Annotated in this window: 7 protein-coding genes, 1 tRNA gene and 1 pseudogene; 5 read left to right on the top strand and 4 right to left on the bottom strand. The window is 66.6% G+C overall.

All coding sequences use genetic code 11. The features are described from left to right. Window positions 1-144: 144 nt before the first annotated feature. Genes LAO51_15275 through LAO51_15285 form a run of 3 tightly spaced genes read left to right on the top strand, consistent with a single transcriptional unit; the run spans window position 145 to window position 6,099 of the window. A complete protein-coding gene (locus tag LAO51_15275; protein ID MBZ5640108.1) occupies window positions 145-1,122 on the top strand; it encodes an NADPH:quinone oxidoreductase family protein in 978 nt (325 codons plus the stop codon). 7 nt (window positions 1,123-1,129) lie between these two features. Further along, window positions 1,130-1,993 carry a hypothetical protein gene (locus tag LAO51_15280; GenBank protein MBZ5640109.1) on the top strand — a complete coding sequence of 288 codons (864 nt, stop codon included), beginning with the start codon at window positions 1,130-1,132 and terminating at the stop codon, window positions 1,991-1,993. A 23-nt stretch (window positions 1,994-2,016) separates the two neighbouring features. Beyond that, a complete protein-coding gene (locus tag LAO51_15285; GenBank protein MBZ5640110.1) occupies window positions 2,017-6,099 on the top strand; it encodes a hypothetical protein in 4,083 nt (1,360 codons plus the stop codon). A gap of 128 nt (window positions 6,100-6,227) precedes the next feature. Here LAO51_15285 and LAO51_15290 read toward each other — a convergent pair. Together LAO51_15290 and LAO51_15295 are read right to left on the bottom strand one after the other, a co-directional pair. Next, window positions 6,228-6,303, bottom strand: a tRNA-Ala gene (locus tag LAO51_15290). 738 nt (window positions 6,304-7,041) lie between these two features. Beyond that, window positions 7,042-7,350: pseudogene (locus LAO51_15295) on the bottom strand (putative metal-binding motif-containing protein). Window positions 7,351-8,283: 933 nt separating this feature from the next. Here LAO51_15295 and LAO51_15300 point away from each other — a divergent pair. Together LAO51_15300 and LAO51_15305 are read left to right on the top strand one after the other, a co-directional pair. Beyond that, entirely contained in the window at window positions 8,284-8,592 is a 309-nt protein-coding gene (locus LAO51_15300) for a hypothetical protein (protein ID MBZ5640111.1), read from the top strand. A 684-nt stretch (window positions 8,593-9,276) separates the two neighbouring features. Continuing rightward, the gene (locus LAO51_15305) at window positions 9,277-9,951 is read left to right on the top strand and encodes a hypothetical protein (protein MBZ5640112.1); all 675 of its coding nucleotides are present in this window, start codon (window positions 9,277-9,279) and stop codon (window positions 9,949-9,951) included. Between the two features lie 157 nt (window positions 9,952-10,108). Here LAO51_15305 and LAO51_15310 read toward each other — a convergent pair whose 3' ends face one another. Together LAO51_15310 and LAO51_15315 are read right to left on the bottom strand one after the other, a co-directional pair. Then, entirely contained in the window at window positions 10,109-16,042 is a 5,934-nt protein-coding gene (locus LAO51_15310; protein ID MBZ5640113.1) for a CotH kinase family protein, read from the bottom strand. A gap of 166 nt (window positions 16,043-16,208) precedes the next feature. Next, window positions 16,209-19,958: a hypothetical protein gene (locus tag LAO51_15315; GenBank protein ID MBZ5640114.1), complete on the bottom strand. Its 3,750-nt coding sequence runs from the start codon at window positions 19,956-19,958 to the stop codon at window positions 16,209-16,211. Window positions 19,959-20,219: the final 261 nt, after the last annotated feature.

Raw genomic sequence — 20,219 nt, forward strand, 5'->3', positions numbered from 1 at the left:
GGTTTGAACAAAAGATGCAGTCGAACGACACAAGATGAGATAGCCTGTTTAATGGTGCCGAGCCTTGTTGGGGCAGATGGAAGCACTGTACGACCCTACGTTCCGGGAAGGCTCCTCAATACGCACGCGCGGCCGGAGGCATGAATGCGCGCCGTCCTTTGCACAGCGTTCGAAGGGATCAAGTCCCTGATCATTGGCGAGACCTCCGAGCCGCGCCCAAAGCCTGACGAAGTGCTGATCGATGTGCACGCGGCCTCGGTAAGCTACATGGACTATCTGATGATCTCGGGGGGCTACCAAATGCGGCCGACCCTCCCTTATGTGCCGGGGACGGATGCTGCCGGGTTGGTTGTGGTCGTCGGCAGTCAGGTCGATCGATTTCGTCCGGGCGATCGCGTTGCTTGTGAAGGATGGTATGGCGGCTTCGCAGAGCAAATGGTTGCGAAGGCCAGCCGAACGAGTCGCCTGCCCGACAACGTTGATTTTATTGTAGGTTCGACGGTGTTGCATATTTATTTGACGGCCTACTACGCGCTGGTGGACCGCGCCCGAGTTGAACCGGGCGAAACTGTCCTGGTAACAGGCGCATCCGGTGGAGTCGGTCTTGCCTGTGTCGAGCTGGCCCACTTGCTCGGTGCCCGCGTCATTGGTGCTGTAGGCAGCGCCGCCAAAGCATCGATAGTCCGCGACTACGGAGCCGAGGCGGTCATAGATTATTCCAAAGATGATGTGCGTGATCGAGTCAAAGTGCTGACCACAGGCGAAGGACTTGACGTCTGCATCGACAATGTGGGTGGCGAACTGTTTGGGACATTGGCTCGGCTCATGCGGTGGAATGGAAGGCTATTGCCGATCGGCTTTGCCGGTGGAGAGGTGCCGTCTCTTCCCATGAATCTACCCCTGGTGAAGAACTATTCGATAGTTGGCGTCTTCACCGGCGCTTGGGCAGACCGCTTTCCGGATCAGAGTTCACGCGCTGCAGACAAGCTCTTGCAATGGGTCAGCGAAGGAAAGCTTCGGCCGCGCATTGATCGCGTGCTGCCTCTGGAGCGGGCGGCCGAGGCGATGAGTGCGATCGAAAAGCGGTCGGTCGCAGGCCGAATTGTACTTATGGTGAGGTGATACGTTGATGACGCCATCGGAGCCGATCAAGCAGATCGAGGATGTACACGACATTTCCGCCATCACTTATGGCTTTATGGCGTCGAAGGCGCTCTTCGCCGCGCTCGATTTGGACTTGTTTACGCGCATCGAGGGAGGAATCAACTCGGCGGCGGCGCTCGCGAGGGCGACTAGTATTTCCGAAAACCGAGTTGTTACGCTGCTTGCAGCTCTAAAGTCCGTAGGCCTGATCGCCGAACGCGAAGGTCGGTTAATCAATGCGGCTGCAGGCGATTCGGGGGCTCTCCGATCCGGAGGTCCTGAGGCACGTCCTCGAGGCCGCAGCGGATCCGGACCTCCTGAAGGCGGCGCTCGACAGGACCGTCGAGATCGAGGGGCAGGTCGCCGATCCCAGGAACGTGGAGGTCCGCAGGATCCTCCTCGATCCCGTGATCGTGAAGCACTACGGCCGGCTGGACCTCGACTGCCGGATCTCGACCGACGAGCGGCGCTACATCAAGGAACGGGACGAGGGGAAGGAGCAGCCCGCGAAGGGGAAGGTGCTCATGGAGAGCGTGGGCCTCGCGATCCGCGAGGGGGACGAGGTCCTGTTCAGGAAGACGTACCGCGGCAACAAGGCGCGGAGGGCCGAGCCGTTCAACCCCGGAGCCCCGGTGCAGGGCGGCTACCTGGTGAAGGTGAATCGCGCCGACATCGACTACGTCGAGATCGGGGAGGCGCTGCTCAGGCCCCTCGACGGGGACCTTCTGAAATCGGCGGCGGCTTCGGAGAACAAGTACGTCCGAGCGGCGGCCATCGCGCTGTCGGACTCTTGGCGGACTTCCGTCCCCGCCAAGATCGAATCGGACGGCGAGGAGGAAGACGACGGTGACTAGGGAAACGAGGGGGAGAACGATGACGAGGACGAGAACGGCCCTATTCCTGGGCGCGTTGATGCTGGCTCTGCTTCCGGCGTTCGCCATGGCCCAGGAGAAGCCGCCCGCCGACCCGCCGACCGGACCGGTCTACGTGAGCGAGCCGGTCGTGCCGATCATCACGCCGGCGGTGAAGGACCTGCCCGACTGGAAGCCCGACCCCAACCTGTTCGGTCTCGAGATGAAGCGGCGCGACGACTTCGGCTTCATCCCCGTCCTCTACCCGATCAAGCCGCAGGTGGACCCCCTCCTGCAGCTGGAGCAGCTCGAAGGCCCCAAGCTCCCCGACGCCTTCGGGACTCCCGTGCACAACTACGCCGGCCAGACCTCCAGCGCCTCGCCCCCCGACTGCAACGGCGACGTGGGCCCGACTTACTTCGTCCAGTCGGTCAACCAGTCGGTCTCGACCGTCGAGGTGCTGAACAAGAGCACCGGAGCCAACGCGAAGATCTTCACGCTGCAGTCGCTGGCGACCGCCTCGCCGTGCAGCAGCGGCTTCTGCGATCCGGTCGTCAACTACGACCGGATGGCCGACCGCTGGCTCATCACCGAGCTGCCCAGCAGCGGTGGCAGCGTCTGCGTCTACGTCTCGACGTCCGGCGACCCCACGGGAACCTACTACGCGTACACGTTCGCGGTGGAGAGCGGCCTCACCGACTATCCCAAGTACGGCGTCTGGCCACAGAACGGGAACGCCGGATCCTACATCATGGGCGCCAACGCCGGCTCGACCGGCCACGACCTCTTCGCCTTCGACCGGGCGAAGATGCTCGCCGGGCTGCCCGCGACGTTCCAGAAATTCACCGTCACCGACCTGCCGAACTCGGGCTTCCAGCTGGTGCTGCCGGGCACGGTGCAGGGAAACACGCCTCCCCCCAACGGCGAGCCCGCGATCTTCGCCCGGCCGCGCGACGACGAGGCGCAGGACGGCGCCAGCACGCCGACCTACGACTTCATGGAGCTGTGGGCGCTCAGCATCGACTGGGCGACCCCCGCGAACTCGACGCTGACCCAGCTCACCTCTCTCCACATGGGCGACTACGACATGACGCTGTGCGGGATGGGGAGCATCTGGAATTGCATGCCCCAGCCCGGCACCACCCAGAAGATCGACCCGATCCGCGAGCCGCTCCATCACCCGTTCCAGTACCGGAACTTCGGGGACCATCAGTCGCTGGTCGGCACGTTCGTCGAGGACGTGGACGGAACGGACCATTCCGCGCTGAGGTGGTTCGAGCTGCGGAAGGTCGGGGCCGGGGCGTGGAGCCTGTTCCAGGAGGGGGTCGTGGGCGGCGAGAGCGGCGTGCACCGCTCGGTGGGCTCGATCGCGATGGACGGCTCGGGCAACATCGCGATCGGCTACACTCGCACCGGCGGTTCCGCCCCCTACTATCCCTCGATCTACTACAAGGGGCGCCTGTCGACGGACACGCCGGGCACCATGCCCCAGGGCGAGTACGTGATCCAGGACGCCACGACCTCGAAGACGAACAACGAGCGCTGGGGCGACTACGCCGGTATCGGCGTGGATCCCACCGACGATTGCACGTTCTGGTTCACCACCGAGTACGGCGGCTCGGGAGCCACGAGGGTCGCCGCGATGAAGTTCGACGCGTGCGGGTGCCTCTCCGTCCCGGCGGCCCCGACCACCTCGGCGTCGGTCCCCCAGGACAACCGGATCGACGTGAGCTGGGACGATTCGGCCACCTCCTCCATCACCCAGTACCTCGTCTACCGCTCCACGACCACCGGAGGCCCCTACACCCAGATCGCGACCGTGCCCGATTCCAGCCCGGGAGTCGGTCTCGGTCCCTCGTACACCTATCACGATGACACGGTGAGCGGCGGCACGCGGTACTACTACGTGGTGAAGTCCACCGACGGGGTCTCCTGCTACTCGGTGAGCTCGAACGAGGTGAACGCACTCGCCACGGGACGGTGCCTGCTGGCCCCGACGTTCGCGGGCCTGGCGGCCGTGGCGAATCCCGGGAACAACACCTGCACGCTGAACCTGAGCTGGAGCGCCGGGACGTCCGTCTGCTCGGGGACGCTCGCATACAACGTCTACCGCAGCACCACCTCGGGCTTCACGCCGGCCCCGGCCAATCAGATCGCCACCGGCGTCATGGCGACGTCCTACGCCGACGCGGTCGGGATCGTTTACAACACGGCCTATTACTACGTGGTTCGCGCGGTGGACCTGAGCAACGCGGTGGAGGACGCCAATACCGTCCAGAAGTCCGGCGTGCCCACGGGCCCCGTCACGACCTCGAGCTGGACGGACACGTTCGAGGGCTCGCTGTCGGGCGGCGGGTTCGACCTGGCGGGTTGGACCCACAGCGCCGTCTCCGGCTCCACGAACTGGACCTGGTCCACGGCGCAGAAGCACGACGGGACGCACTCCTGGTTCGCGCAGGACATCGGGGCCGTCTCGGACAAGGTCCTGACGAGCCCTTCCTTCGGCGTCGGCGCGTCCACGACCCTGACCTTCTGGCACACCTACGCTTTCGAGGGCTCGGTGTCGTCCTGCTACGACGGCGCCACGCTCGAGTACTCGACCAACGGCACGACCTGGACCGTGGTGCCGGCGACCGACTTCACCGCCGGCGGCTACACGGGCACGGTCAACTCAAGCTACTCGAACCCCCTCGCGGGCAAGCGCGCCTGGTGCGCGGGGACCGTCGGCACCTTGACCCAGGTGACGGTGAACCTGGGCGGGGACGCCAGCCTGCTCGCCAAGACCATCCAGCTCAGGTGGCACGAGGGAGACGACAGCTCCGTCACGGCGACGGGGTGGTACGTGGACACGGTGACGGTCAACAACGCCCAGGTGGGCGGCTCGTGCACGACCGGCACCGGCTGCACCGCCCCCGGGGCGCCCAGCCTGGTCGGCGCCGCGGGCGACTGCGCCGCCGCGAACCTGATGTGGTCCGCGGGGACCGGATCGACGTCCTCTTACAACGTGTACCGCGGCACGGCCTCGGGCGGCCCGTACACGAAGCTGGCGGGCATGCCGGTGACGGGCACGGCTTACGCCGACACGACGGCCGTGGCGGGGACGACCTACGTCTACGTGGTCACCGGAGCGTGCGACGCGGGCGGCGTCACCCAATCCGCTTACAGCAACGAGATCTCCGCGTCCAGGCTGGCGAGCGGCGCGGCCTGCGACGACGGCAACGCCTGCACGCGGACCGACACCTGCCAGGCCGGCGCTTGCGCCGGCGGGAACCCGGTCGTCTGCACCCCGCTCGATCAATGCCACGACGTGGGCGTCTGCGACACCGGCACCGGCGTGTGCTCCAATCCCGCGAAGCTGAACGGCGCGGCCTGCAACGACGGCAACGCCTGCACCCAGACCGACACCTGCCAGGCCGGCGCCTGCGTCGCCGGGAGCCCGGTCGTCTGCACCGCGCTCGATCAATGCCACGACGCGGGCGTCTGCGACACCGGCACGGGCCTCTGCTCCAACCCCGCGAAGCAGGAAGGCGCCGCCTGCAACGACGGCGATCTCTGCACCCAGACCGACACGTGCCAGGCCGGTGCTTGCATCGGGTCCAACCCGGTCGTCTGCACGCCTCTCGATCAGTGCCACGACGCGGGCGTCTGCGACACCGGCACGGGCGCCTGCTCGATTCCGGCCAAGCAGGACGGAACGGCGTGCGAGGACGGCAACGCTTGCACCGCGGGTGACACCTGCCAGACCGGCGTCTGCGTCAGCGGCGCGCCGGTCCCGGGGCCCGGCGTCACGGGCGGGCTCGCCTTCGGGAACGTCAACGACCTGAGCTGGACCGCCCCGATCGGAGCGACCGGCTACGACGTGGTCCGGGGAACGCTCTCCATGCTGATCGGCAGCGGGTTCACACCCGCCACCGACATCTGCCTCGGCAACCACATCACCGACCCGTTCATCTCCGACACCCACGTCCCGGCCGAGGGGGACGCGGACTGGTTCCTGATCCGCGCGTACGACCCCTGCGGGACCGGAACGTTCGATGACGGCGAGCCGTCTCAGAACGGATCGCGCGACGCCGCCATCGCGGCCTCGCAGAACGCCTGTCCTTGATTCGTCGATCGGCGGGTGCGCGATAGCGTGCCCGCCGGCTCGACTCACCGTTGACAGCGCGGCGGCGCCCACACGGGCGCCGCCCTCTGGTTTTCGTGGGGTTGATTCGGCGCTTGCCGCCTACGTCGTGGTGGAGCTGGTGAGATTCGAACTCACGACCCCTTGACTGCCAGTCAAGTACTCTCCCAACTGAGCTACAGCCCCACGCTCTTGACCACTGGAGTGCCGGAACTCCTCGCGGTCGCTCTGAGAACCGCTCGGCGCCGCACGGCCAAAGCTTCGAGGCAAACTCTCGGTCCCACGAGCCGGGGGATCATAGCTCACCGCCCGCGTCGAGGTCAAACGAGGCGGGCCCGGTCCCGTCGCCCGTGCCGGTGCACCTTCGGTACCCCTCGGATCGCGAAGTCGAGCCGATCTCGAGGAGTCCTTTTCAGGTGCACGTCGTGGAGAAGGGAGATGCCGGGGAGGGGCCATCTCGAAACCCGAGACCGGGGGTCTCCATTCCGGAGGCTTCCTCGCTGCGGACGAGCTTCCCAAAACCACCGCCTTCCGAGGGAATCGCGGCGTCGTTCGCGTCGCCGGCTTGCTTCAGGGGCAGGAGTTGGACGAGGCCGCGATGCCGCCATCGCGGCTGGCATGCTGTTTGGGGGCGCCGGAGTCGTAGGTGCCGGCGCCGCCGCAGCTGACCGCGCGGCTGAGCAGCCAGAACCCGGCTCCCGTCGCGGGCGCGCCGGGGTCCTGGATCGTCGTGCCGGGAAGGTCGTTTCCCAGGCAGGCGCGCGTCGCGGACGCGAAGTCGCCGCCACCGCTCCGCAGCGCGTCGAGGTCCCCCTTCACGATGTCGTAGCCTGTCGCTCCCTGCACGGCGGTCCATGACAGCTCCGACGCTTCGCCGGTCTTCGTCGCCCGAAGCCACGGCGTGCCGCTCGGCGGCGCGATCCCGTCGTCGATGGCGCCGTCGCAGTCGTCGTCGAGGCCGTTGCAGACCTCGACCGCACCCGGATGGATCCCCGCTCTCGTGTCGTCGCAGTCTCCGCCGCAGCCGGAGAAGCCGTCTCCGTCGTGATCGGCGCCATCGCAGACCGCGAACAGGCCGTCGCCGAGGACGGTCGGGATTTCCTGCTCGTTGAGATCGCCGCGCGTGAGATTCACAGGAGTGCTTTCGCCGACCGCTCCCACGACCTGGAACGTGACCAGCACCAGCGAGCCGGAACCCGCGATCGGTTGATCCTGGAACAGTCCGACGATCACCTCGCCAGGCTTTGCGACGTTGTACGTCATGGTCATGGACTCGGTCAGCGGGGTCGTCTCCACGCCCAGCGCCGAGACGACGTTAGGATCGAAAACCAGCTTCAAGTCGATCGCCAGCGCGCCGTCCGTCGGCGCGCCCGCGATCGGCACCGTGACCGACCCGCCCAAGGGTCCCTTGGAGTCCACCGGGGTCGTGACCATCGCCGCCGCGGCGATCACCTGGATCCGCCCGTTCACCCTGTCCGCCGGGATCGCGCCGCCGTTGAGCGAGGCCGAAATCCAGGAAAGGTCCGTCGCGGCGCCGCTCGCTCCATCGACGTGGAAGAGGACCCAAACGACTTCTCCCGAACCGGAGAGCGCCGGGCCTCCGCTCAGCGACACGCCGACCCGTCCCGGGGCGGAGAGGTCCGATGCGATCGCGAATCCGTGGGTGAAGGCGGTGCGATGGACGCTCAGCGCCGTCAGTACGCGCGGATCGTAGTCGAACACGAAGTCCATCGCCGTCACGCCGTCCGCCGGGCTCAGCCGGATCGGCGCGACGACGTCGAGACCGCTCCCCCCTCCGCGGTCGAACGCCGTCGGCGCGGGATTCCACAGCGACACGGTCGCTCCTGCGGCATCAGGGATCACCAACAGCCCGAGAAGGGACGACAACAACATTTTGCGCACACAACCCCCCGTTCGCGCGATGGGCTCGAACTCTGCACATGAATATACCGATGGCGCGGCCACCTTGGGGCCGAATTCTTGCGCCGAACGACTTTCATTTCGCGGATCCGGCGCGCGCCGACGGAGCGTACGGATCGTGGAGACCCGGGCCTGGCCCCACTCCAAGACCATACCCGCCGCTCTCGCGATGAGCGTGTGATCGCAGTTGGAATTCGGGGTCGAGACGCCTGCCCATTGCCCCGGGCCCGAGGTCGAGTTGTCACGATGGGCGTCCACGGCAACGATTTCTCCTTCCCTGCGGGGGCCTCGATCGCGCCCGGACAATTCCCGGTGCTGGCCGCGGACGCGACCGCCGTCACGCTCCCCTATCTCGTCGACCTCGGCACCGGGACCAGCCGGCCGATGGTCGACGACCGGCTGAGCGTTGACGGTCTCGGGGGCGACGAGGTCTACGGGGCCCGACCGGTGCCGACGCGGTCCACCCGCGATTGCATTGCCGTGATCGGGAATACGGCCTCGCGATCGCACCCGGCCCGCGCGGGAGCCAGCTCTCGGATATCGGATCGCCCGTAACTCTCTAATGCCGAAGACGTTACGATACCAAGCCGTCGGGACCGGCCACCCGCGCCGCGCGGATCCGAATTTGCTGCAAGAGACTGCGGCGAACGGTGCCTTCCAGCTCCGGAGGCTCCATATTCTGCCTTCGGGGGGCGGCGGGTCGACGGGACGGCGGCGGACCGCGGCGACGGCCACCGAGCCGGTCCGGCCGCCGTCGAGTGGCGCTGTAACGATGAGTCAGCCTGCCACATAGGTGCCGGATCGAAGTCGTCGATCTGAAACGACGGGTACGGGTTCGATGATGGAAGTGGCAGACGATGACGTGGTAACGGGACTCGAGAGAGAGACGTTCTTCGGAGAGTTCTACTGATGCGCGCGCTTTCGTGGCTCTTGCTCCTATTGGCGGCACTGCCGGCAAGGGCCCAGTGTACTCCGTACCATGCGCCAATCACCCCAACCGGGACACCCGTCAACTCCTACTCCGTTCCGGGCGGGAACGAGTCGGGCAGCGCATGGTATTCCAACGGGAACGTCTGGATCGGATGCGCCCAGAATTCGGGATATTTCGCCTTCAGTCCAGATGGGACGCTACGCGGTTCCTGCACATCAGGCGCCTGCGGGGATTGCAACGGCGGTGACTGCGAAGGTCTCGCAATCGTGGGCGATGTCCTTTACTGTATCGGAGAATCCAGCGGGAGGATGGCATCCTACGATCTTGCAGCATGGAAGGCCAACGACTATAGCACCGACGGACTGCAGCGAATCGACCTTTGGGATACCTCATCCCTGCTTGGCACCAACAATACCGAGGGATTGGCTGCAGTGCCGTTCGCTTGCGCAGGGTGCGAGTCCAATGTGGCCTTCATCGTCAGCAAGCAGGACGCCAGCGCGCGGGTATTCACGCTGGCGATGGGTGGTGGAGTTTATACCGATCTCAGCCCGACGTTGCCCAACCCGAAGTTCTATCCTCCCTGTCCCGACTACGTCGCATGCGCCGATTGGTCCGGGCTCGATTACGATCCCATCCAGAGGCGACTCTATTGGAGTTCGGATGGTGGCTTCGGAGGTTGTAGTACCAGTAGCAAGGGACTGTGTATTGCCACCTTGCCCGTCTGCTCCAATGACTCTGGCAAGACCTGTTTCGATGACGCGACATGCAGTCCCGGAATTTGCATCGCAACCGCGCAGGTCGCGGAACCGGATCTGGCGACTCCGGCCATCAACGACGGCGCTTACGAGTCGCTCGCGGTATGTCCTGCGTGTGGCTACGTCTTCGTCGCGTGGGACAGCAATTCATTCCGAACTTACCGAGATTCAATCTGCGCGACACCACCCGCGCCACCCCAGAACCTCCGTCGCACCGATGTAAGATGATCGATGCCTTGGGAACCTGCACCCCGAACCCGACGGGCGTTTCCGGAAGAACCAGCATTCGGTGGACGGACACAACGGCCATGGATTCGCCGGCCGAACGGCGCGTCTACCAGCTTTCGAACCTCCGGAGGATCGTCACGCCATCCTCTCCCGACCCTCACTCGCCATGTTTGGGGCGGATGTGGTTTCTGCCAGGGACGACATCACCGAGAGGCGCCTTGAGTGGAATCCGACCCTCGTTGGCCTTGGCGTCCACCGAGAAAGGCCGCGTGGCCGCGAGGCTTTGCCTGGCCTGCACCGTGATCGAGAGCAGCGCACCTGAGCCCCGAATCGGCGACACGGCGTACATTCCGCACCGGTACGCCCCCGGGGTCCCGTTCTGGGCGAGTGTGAACGAATTGCCGAGATCCACCGTGTGCACGTCCAGGATGGCCACGCGCGCCGGGTCGTAGGTGATCCGAAGGTCGAACGCCTCGATGCCGTCCCCGTTTCGGAGCCCCACGGTCACCGTCCGCTGCGCACCCGCCGGAAGCGGCTGGTGCCAGCCGGTCAACGTCAGCAGCGCGAGGCGGGTCGGCGTCGGAGGGCTCGCCCGGCGGGCGCCGCTGAGCCTCAGACGCTCCGCCTCCACGCGATCTTCCGAAGCCGCCATCTCCTCGGCCGACACGGCGCGGGACGCCCCGGCGGACCAGTTCCCGGACACGTCGCCGTACAGGATCGCGTAGAAGTCATCGGTCACTGTCCCGGTCAACCGCGGGTGAACATAGACCGGGGCACCGCAGTCCTGGTATCCCGCGTCGGTGTAGTGATCGCAGCGCAGGAACCGCCAGTCGGAGCCGGTCGCTGTCGCCACTTCAAAGTGGTCGAGCAGCTGCACGGCGAATTGCGCGACTTTCGCTGCGTCGTAGGACGAGACCTCGCCGTTCCCGGACACGTCGGCGGCGATCCGCTGATTGCCGGACAGTGTAGTCAATCCGACGGCGTTGCGCGCGATGAACGTTGCGTCGAACGAAGTGATCGCATCGTTGTGGTCCGAGGCGCGAGGGCTGCCGAACTTCCGGAGGGTCGAGCAGGTGACGGACCCATACTGGTCGCCGACCGAGTACTCCCCCGCGTCGTCGGTGCACACCTCCGCCACCTGGTCCTGGGTCATGTCGATGTCGACCCGGGGCACGGGCTTCGAACTGGGCTCGGCGACCCCAGCGCCGTCTCGGTAATAGCGGACGCTTCCCGCAATCCCGCAGACGCCGTTCACCGCGTGGGAGCACCCGCCGGTCGTGCACGAATCCGTCGTGCAGGCGTCGAGGTCATCGCAGTTCATGGGCGCCCCCTGGCAGACCCCGGCCGCGCATGCGTCCGCGACCGTGCAGGGATTCGCGTCGTCGCAGCGAGTACCTTCGGGAGCGAGGCTGTTGACGCACCCGCGGGAGACGCACGAGTCCGTCGTGCAGGTCGACCCGTCGTCGCAGTCGCAGTCCGAGACGCAGGACCCGGCGGCCGCCTCACCTCTGCACACACGGTTCGCGCACGCGTCGTTGGTCGTGTAGGGGTCGCCGTCGTCGCAGGCCGCCGCATTCGGAGTGTTCTGGCACCGGCTGCCGACGCAGGCATCGTCCGTGCACGGATTGGCGTCGTTGCACGCGGCGTCCGTCGAGCACGGTCCCGGGACGACGCTCCGCAGAACGCTGAAATCCTGGGAGTACGATCCGCCGCTCCAAGAATTCGGGGTGCCAAAGGTGCTCGTGGACCCCGCCGCGTAGTTCGTCGAGAACGGGGTGGCGGACGGGCCCGGATTTTCCTGCAGCTTGAAGACCTCGTCGTTGCCGATCCCGCTGATCGGGGAGATCCCCTCACCCGCCGGGCCGAAGGCGAGCGCGCCGGAGGCGTCGAGGATCGTGATCTGTGAATTCTGCTGCGATACCGAGAACGGCACGGCGCTGATGTAGAGCCCGTCGCCCGACGCGCCCGCGCGGAGGCTGATCCACCAGTCTCCGCCCGCCGGGTCGTAGCTGACGTTGCTGGGCACGTCCGCGGCCACCGTGATGATTGTCCCGCTCCGCAGATCGGACAGGATCGCCGCGTCGGTGAAAACCAGCGGGCCGTAGTTGACATTGTTGTCCTTGACGAGCACCTTCCACCCGCGGATGTCGAGGTGGTCCTGGACAACCACCAGCTCGAACCAATCCCCGCCGTTCCCCATCGCCGTGCCGAAGTAGCTGTCGCTGCCGTTGTTCTTCAGGTACTTGGTGGGCAGTACGGCGTTGTACTCGTCGAGGAGAATTCGCGTCGCGGCCACAGCGTTCGGCGCCGCTGGCGTAGCGTAGAAGAACGGGGACAGGTTCGAGGTCCCGTCCGGGCTTCTACCGTAGGACACGTTGACGTTCAGCGCGGGATAAGCCAGGGAATCCGCCAGGTTCCCCGCCTGGTCGAAGAGCAGTACCGAGCCGCCGGCGGGGTTCAATCTGAAGTTCGTGTGCAGATCTCCCTCTCCCGGCTCGTTGTCGGCCCAGAGGAGCAGCACGTGCAACCCGCACAGCTTTGTGCCTGCGGGAATCGACCATTTGTGGGGAACCGTCGGATCATCGGTGAGGAACAGGCCGGAGAGGTCGGCCGTCGTCGTTTCGGGGTTGTACAGCTCGATCCATGGATCGAACTCCCCGTGCTCGTCGTGCTGACAGTTCACGTTCTGGGGCAGAACCTCGTTCACGTACACCAGCGGTACCGGCTGGAAGGTGGCATCGTTGATCGCGCTCCAAATGGCGCCGTTGAGCGCCCGCGTCCTGATTCGCGCCTCCGCGCCGATCGGCAGAGGACCGGCATAGGCCACGGCGCTCGGGGAGGTCCCGCCGCCCGCGAGGCGCGGGTCCGTCCCGTCGAGCGTGTAGTAGATGACACCCGCCGACGCGCTGATCGTCAGGTTGAACCACTTGGGGACCTGGCCTGCCGCGTGGTTGAAGACGGGGGGTGCGACGAACTGACTGTCGATCCACGCGACGCGGCCCGTGATCCACTGCTTCATCCAGTCGATTTCGTCCTGGTAGGCGGCGCCGATGTACTCGTTGGGCCAAACGTAGACGCCGAGAACCGGCCACCGCTGGAAGTTCCGGACCTCGGATTCGCCCAGGAGCGCGGCGTTCGCGTCCACGTCCCTGAGGAGTTTGGCCGTGGCGAGTGGCCCGCCCCGCAGCGCGAACCAACGATCGGCGTAGCGCTGCGTGAACTCGGGGTCCGAGAAAAGCCGTCGCCACCACGGGTAGTCGCCATCGTTCAGTTGATCGTGGTACCAGCCGTCGGGCAGCCACCCATTCAGGTAGTTCGCGTTGCCGAGGGCCAGATCGAAGTCCCAGAGCGGACCCATGTTCAGTTTGCCGTTCCGATCCTTGAACATGAAGGTGCTCAAGCGGAATCCGTCGATGTTCTTGGTCAACTCAACGAGGATGTGATGGTCGATGAACGAATCGACGTCGATGTACTTCGCGTAGCCGTTGACCGGGTCCGCGAAGTTGGCCCCATAGAGGACGGATTCGAACTCGTCGAGGTAGCCCTTCAGGTAGGCGGCCTGTGCGGTCGTGATGTTCTTCTCCTTGGGGAACACGTAGTTCAGCACTTGGCCCGTGATGGTCCGGAAGCCCAAGTCGCCGGGGTCGAGCCGGTCCTTCTTGATGATGTAGCCGCCGGTGACCTCAGGCGGCGCGCTGTCGGTGGGCTGCAACTGCGTGATGTTGACGCGGTTCACGTCCCACTTGATCTTCTCCATCAGGACGTAGACCCCGTAGTAGTCGCTCGCCGAGACGGCGCCGGCAGCCCTCCGGAAGTACAACTCCACGAAACGCGTGCGGACGGCGTACCGGCCGATGTCGTTGCTCCACTCGTAGGCCAGGAAGTTCCGCATCAGGCTCTTGTCGGTATAGGGCCCGTACAGAATCCAGTCCGACTGGGGCGGCAGGCCGAGGAAGGACACGTCGCGGTCCTGGCGGTCCTCGTCCCATATCTCCAGGAAGTACTGGTTCTTCGGGAAGCCGAGCGAACTGGACCCCCGCAGCCGGAGTCCGGCGTACCCCACGAAATCCGGCGAGCCCGTGATCGAGGCCCGGCCGCCCACCGTGGGGATGATGCTGGTGAGGACGTCCGTTTGCCATGTCTGATTGACGCCGTCGCCGAAGGTGTCCAGGATCAAGACCGGCAGGTTCGAACTGAAGCCGACCACGCCCGCGTCGAGCTTTGCGTAGAACCGTGTGATGACGGAACTCGGGGCGAGGCCCGCCTCGAACGCCCGCGCGCGGATGCGCGTGGAGGCGTCGATCAGGATGGGCGCCGAGTACACGGCGCCGTTCGTCGCGGACGGTTCGCTCCCGTCGAGGGTGTAACGGACGACGGCCGTCGGCGAGCCCGTCGTCAGCGTCAGCGAGAACGAATCCGTGAAGACGCGGCTCGAGTGGGAGAACGTCGGGCTCCCGGAGACTCCCGGGTAGCCGGAAGAGTTGAAGGTCCCCGGGGTCGCGGGGGTGAAATAGCGTCGATCGCCCGTGTCGGCGGTGATCTCCACGGCGCTCAGCTCGGGCAGCACGAGGAAGTCGCCGTCGGCCGCGGCGTCGTTGAGCCCGTGGATCGCGAGCACGTTCGTCCCCGGCTGCAAGAGACCCAGGAAGTTCGTGAGATCGATTCTCTCGAACGCTCCGGCGTCGCCTGTCGGTCGATCGCTCAGCGCGGTGGAATTCCAGGAAACCGAGGAAGGGGCGTCCCGGCTCGCGACCTCGACGCCGTTCAGGTAGGCCACGAAACCATCTTCGTAGGCCATGCGCAGGGTGAGCAGGCTCAGGCGGCCGGGGTCGGCCACCTGGAACCGGATGCGGCTCCACAGCGACGAGTTCACGTTCTGCATGGCCGCCTGAACGTTCGTCTTGATCTCGACGCCGATGTTCGCCAGCGGCAGCCCCCCGTTCGCCGCGTCGCCGACCAGCTGGAAGGCGCTCGAGAACGACGAGTAGCTCCCCTGCGCCGCGAAGAGCTCGACTTCCGAGCCGCCGCCGCGCTCGTAGAAGACGAGGCGCACGGAGTAGGCACCGGGCTCGGGTATGTTGAACACCGCAAAGGAGTCCGCGGGGCCGCGCGGGCTCGGGTAAGACATGGAGAACGAGAAGTCGTGCGGCTCCCGCCAGAGGTCGAGACTGAACCCGTCGTCGCTGTTCACGCCGAAGGTCCAGGGGCCGGCGGAGGGGATCAGGATCGTCCCTGTGGCCTCGACCACGAAGTCGTCCGCGTCCACACCGATCTGCGTGCCCGGGAACGGACGGTCGTTGGCGTAATGCGCGGAGCCCCCCGTGTTCAGGTAGTTGATGACCGGCGCCTGCTCGGTCGCGACGGTGGCTTGGGTAGCCGGATCGCTGATGACCCCCTCGGCGGTGGCCAGGTCCGGCACGAGAATGTTGGCCTTGTAGTAGGTCACCGCGAACTTCCCGGCGCCACTGGCGGTGAAGCCAAGGCCGGTGGGACCGGCAGCCCAGGCCGAATCGTCGAAGCCGACGGCCGCCCAACTCGTCCCGAGGGCCGAATCGTCGCTCGTGGGGACTCGATAGCTGGCCGTGGCCCCCTGGGACACCAGTTGGTACGCCGCCTGCGGCAGGCCATACGAGACGTCGGAGTGCTGCGGGGGGTACGCCGGTGAGAAAGCGTGGGCGACGGTCACCCCGTCGGGTTTCACCAGCGCGAGGTACTCGCCCTCGCTCGCGAGCTTGAAGTTCGTGTGAAGCGGGGCCCCGGCGACGGCCCGGTTCTTGTCGGAGGCGAACAGCCGCAGATACTCGCCCCGCGCCAAGTGGACGCTGGGAAACTGCCACTTGGTGAGATTCGCCTCGTCATCGGTGAGGTACCAACCTCCGAGATCGACGTCGGCGAGACAAGGGTTGTAGATCTCGATCCAGTCCGAGTAATCGCCGTTCTCGTCGGCAAGGGTCTTCGTGTTCAGGGCCATGAACTCGGTGATCAGGAGCTCGACGCCGGCATCGCAAGCCCGGGGAGCGCCGATCCCCGCGACAGCGAGCGTCACTACGATGATGGCGACGACAAGCCACGGACTCGCATGGTGTTGCATACTCCCCCCTCGACAACCCCGTAGACACCTCGCCGGCAAGCGGGCGCCCAGCACCGTCAGCGGACAGCATCTCCGCTGGCTCCCGGGCCAAGGGCGCAATGGATCCCCGGCCCGACGCCGCCGTCTTCCGCCTCAGTCTCCCTGTCCCTGCCGCCACTCCCTGGAACTACGGCTTCCCAGCCGTCGCCCCGCCGCGGACCCGCAACGGGATCCTCCCCTCGTTGGCACTTGCCTCGATCGAGAACTGCCGGGAGAGCCGGCCGCTCTTCAGCACCTCCACCGTGACGGTGAGGAGCCTCCCCGAGCCTTGGAGCGGCAGCACGCCGTACATGCCGATCCGCCGGTCGCCGCCCGAATCGCCGGTCGCGAGCTTGAATTGGGGAGCGAGGCCGCCGGTCCGGACGTCCACCACCCGGATCCGATCCGGGTCGTAGAGCAGCCGGAGGTCGAGAGCCTCGATCCCATCGGCGTTCCGCAGGTCGAGGCCGATCTCGACCCGCGAGCCCGCCCCCGCGACGCGCGGCAGATTCCCGACGGTGAGAACGGCACCCGGCATGCCTTCCGGCCTCCCGAGGATCCGGCCCGCCATCGGCCGCAGCTCGGCGGCCATCCGGCGGTCGTCGTCGGCCGCCGCCGCTTCGGCCTCGGATTCGGCCGAGGTCGACCGGGCGTATGCCGTGGCCGCCTCCCAGTTGCCGGTCACGTCGCCGTACAGCACGGCGTAGAAGTTGTCGGTGGCCATCCCCGTCAGTGGAGCGGGGTAGGCCGCCGGTCCGCAGTTCTGGTCGACCGCGCTCCCGTAGACGTCGCACCGCAGGAACTTCCAGTCGGATCCGGTCGCGGCGGCCACGTCGAAGTGGTCGATCAGCTCCACTCCGAACTGGGCGACCTTGGCCGCGTCGTACGAGGTGACTTGCCCGTTGCCGGTCACGTCGCCGGCGATCAACTGGTTTCCTGAGAGCGACTGGAGGCCGACCACGTAACGCGAAATCGCCGCCGCGTCGTACGAGCCGACCGCGTCGTTGTGGTCGGAAGCCCGCGGGCTGCCGAACTTATTCAGGGTTCTGACCGTGGTGTTCCCGGCCAGGTTGAGGATGGAGTACCCGCCACCGCCGCCGCCGCCGGTCGTCGCTTCGGCCACGAGGTCGCCGGTCACATCGATCCCGACGTTCGGCGTGCCCTTCGCGCTCGGCTCGCTGTCGGTGACGCTGTTGCGGTAGTACCAGACCGTTCCACCGACGCCGCACGACCCGCTCGGGACGTGCAGACACTGCCCGCCGCTGCACGTGTCGGTCGTGCAGACGTCGAGGTCGTTGCAGTCGATGGCGGCTCCGCCGCGGCAGACGCCGCCGGAGTCGCAGGTCTCGCCCGCGGTGCACGCGTCGCCGTCGTCGCACGCCGCGCCGCTGGGCTTCAACGGATCGGAACAGATGCCGGTCGCCGGGTCGCAGACACCGGTGTCGTGACACTGGTCGAGCGCCGTGCACACCACGCCGGCGCACAGATCGATCCCTTCGGGCGCGAATGCGACGCCGCGGAACGCGGTGCTCGCGGCCGCGGTCGCGAGGACGGTGGATGTTGCGGTGATCGTCACGTTGTAACCCGTTGCGTCCACGAGGGAGACCAACTCCCCTCCGCCCGTGGCGCCACCGCCACCCTTGCGCGTCGCGTAGATCGTGACCGTGGTCCCGTCGACCTTGCCCACCAGCCCACGGTACGTGTTCCCGGAACCCTCGACCGAGCCGTTCGCCACCCACGTCCCGCCGACGAGCGAGTACTTCTGCACGCCGCCGGTCGCGCTGTTCGAGTCGTCGGCGATGTAGAGCGTATCGAATCCGGTCACCGAGTCCGTGAGGTCGGCGAAGAAGTACGAGAAGCTGCTTGGAGACGTCGTATCGGTCAGGCCGGGCAGCCGGACGACCGGTTGGGACGGGGTCGTCGGCAAACCGGCCCCGATCGCGTTCACCCCCTTGAAATTGGTCCGGTCCGACGAACCGTAGAGCTGGCCCGCGAAGATCGACACCTGGCGCGCGTTCGCGAGAATCGCGCTGGTCAGGTCGATCGAAGTCGAGGCGCCGAGCGCCGCATACCGCACGCCGCCCGCGCCGCCCGAAGCCCAGAAGCGCGCGCCGTTGTCGCTCGTCGCCGAGCGCGGGTTATTTCCCGACGCGAAGTCCGTGAGCGCGGTCGACGTGTTGATTGCCGAAGCTGCGTTGACGCGACCGATCACCCGGTTGACCGTGGTGCCGCTCGTGCCCGAAAGCGATGACGTGGACGTGGACGCGTAGCCGGTCAGGACGAGGTACCGCCCATCCGCGGAACGGGTGAGCATCCCCTCCGACGAAGCCGTGCCGCTGGCGTAGAAGGCACGGTTGGGAAGCGCATCGGCGATCGGCATCGGGACCGACTGCACGAGCATCCCGCCCGGCGTGAACTCGTCGAGGAAGACCGGATTGCCGGTGTTGACGAGCGATCCGGTGCCGGAGCCGACGCGGTAGATCACGACGTCGCCTGGCGTGAAGCCGCACGGGACCCTAGGGGTATGCGTGCAACTCCCGTCGCCGTTGCAGGAGTCGTCCGTGCAGGGGTTCGAGTCGTCGCACGAGTGCGGCGTGTTCGTGCAGGTCCCGTCGCCATTGCAGGCGTCGATCGTGCACGCGTTCGAGTCGTCGCACGAGTACGGCGAGTTCGTGCAGGTCCCGTCCCCGTTGCAGGAGTCGACCGTGCAGGGGTTCGAGTCGTCGCACGAGTACGAGGTACCGCCGCAGACGCCTGCCGTGCAGGAGTCGTTCACCGTGCAGGCGTTCCCGTCGCTGCAACCGGCTCCGTCGGCCTTCACCGGATTGGAGCAGGCGCCGGTTGCCGGGTTGCAAACCCCGGCGTCGTGGCACTGGTCGAGCGGAGTGCAGACCACGTTCCCGCAGAGCTCGGGCGCGAAGGCCACGCCGCGGAACGAGGTGTTGGCGGCCGCGGCGGCGATGATGCTCGACGTCGCGGTGATCGTCGCGTTGTAGCCCGTCGCGTCCACGAGGGAGACCAGCTCCCCTCCGCCCGTGGCCCCGCTGCCGCCCTTGCGTGTCGCATAGAGCGTGGTCGTGGTCCCGTTGACCTTGCCGACAAGCCCGCGGTAAGCGTTCGACGCGCCCTCGACAGAGCCGTTCGCCACCCACGTCCCACCGACGAGCGAGTACTTCTGCACGCCGCCGGTCGCGTTGCTCGAGTCGTCGGCGATGTACAGCGTGTCGAAGCCGGGCACCGCGTCCGTGAGGTCAGCGAAGAAGTACGAGTAGCCGCTCGGAGAAGTCGCGTCGGTCAAGCCGAACAACCGGACCACCGGTTGAGACGGGGTCGTCGGCAAACCGGTCCCGATCGCGTTCACACCCTTGAAATTGGCGCGGTCGGACGATGTGTAGAGCTGACCCGCGAAGAGCGACACCTGGCGCGCGTTCGCGAGACTCGCGCTCGTGAGGTCGGTCGACGTCGAGGCGCCGAGCGCCGCATACCGAACGCCGCCCGCCGCGCCAGCGGCCCAGAAGCGTGCCCCGTTATCGCTCGTCGCCGAGCGTGGGTTGTTGCCCGACGCGAAGTCCGTGAGCGCGGTCGTCGTGTCGATTGCCGAAGTGACGTCGACGCGACCGATCACCCGGTTGACCAAGGTACCGCTCGTGCCCGCAAGCGATGAAGTGTACGTGGACGCGTAGCCGGTCAGGACGAGGTACCGCCCATCGGCGGAACGGGTGAGCATGCCCTCCGAGCCAGCGGTACCGCTGGCGTAGAAGGCGCGGTTCGGAAGCGCATCGGCCGTCGGCATCGGGATCGACTGCACCAGCATCCCGGTCGGAGTGTACTCGTCGAGGAAGACCGGATTGCCCGTGCTGACGAGCGAGCCCGACCCGCTCCCGACGCGGTAGATCACGACGTCGCCCGGCCTTTCGCGCGCGCGGCCTTGACGCTGACGCCCTGGCCCGGCTGGCAGTGAAAGAGCCGCTCCAATTTCTGCTTAACGGCTGGAACGAAGTCTCGGAACTCCATTCCCAGGATGCCGCAGACGCCCTCCGGACACTGGAACGAGCCTTTCCGGCGGCGGGAATCATCGTAGCGACGCGAACCCATCACATCATCCCACCGTTACCCGGTTCCGCAAGATTCCGCCTGCTCCCTCTCACGCCGGATCAGC

Source organism: Terriglobia bacterium, from assembly GCA_020073205.1.
In the GTDB taxonomy this organism is placed as follows: domain Bacteria; phylum Acidobacteriota; class Polarisedimenticolia; order Polarisedimenticolales; family JAIQFR01; genus JAIQFR01.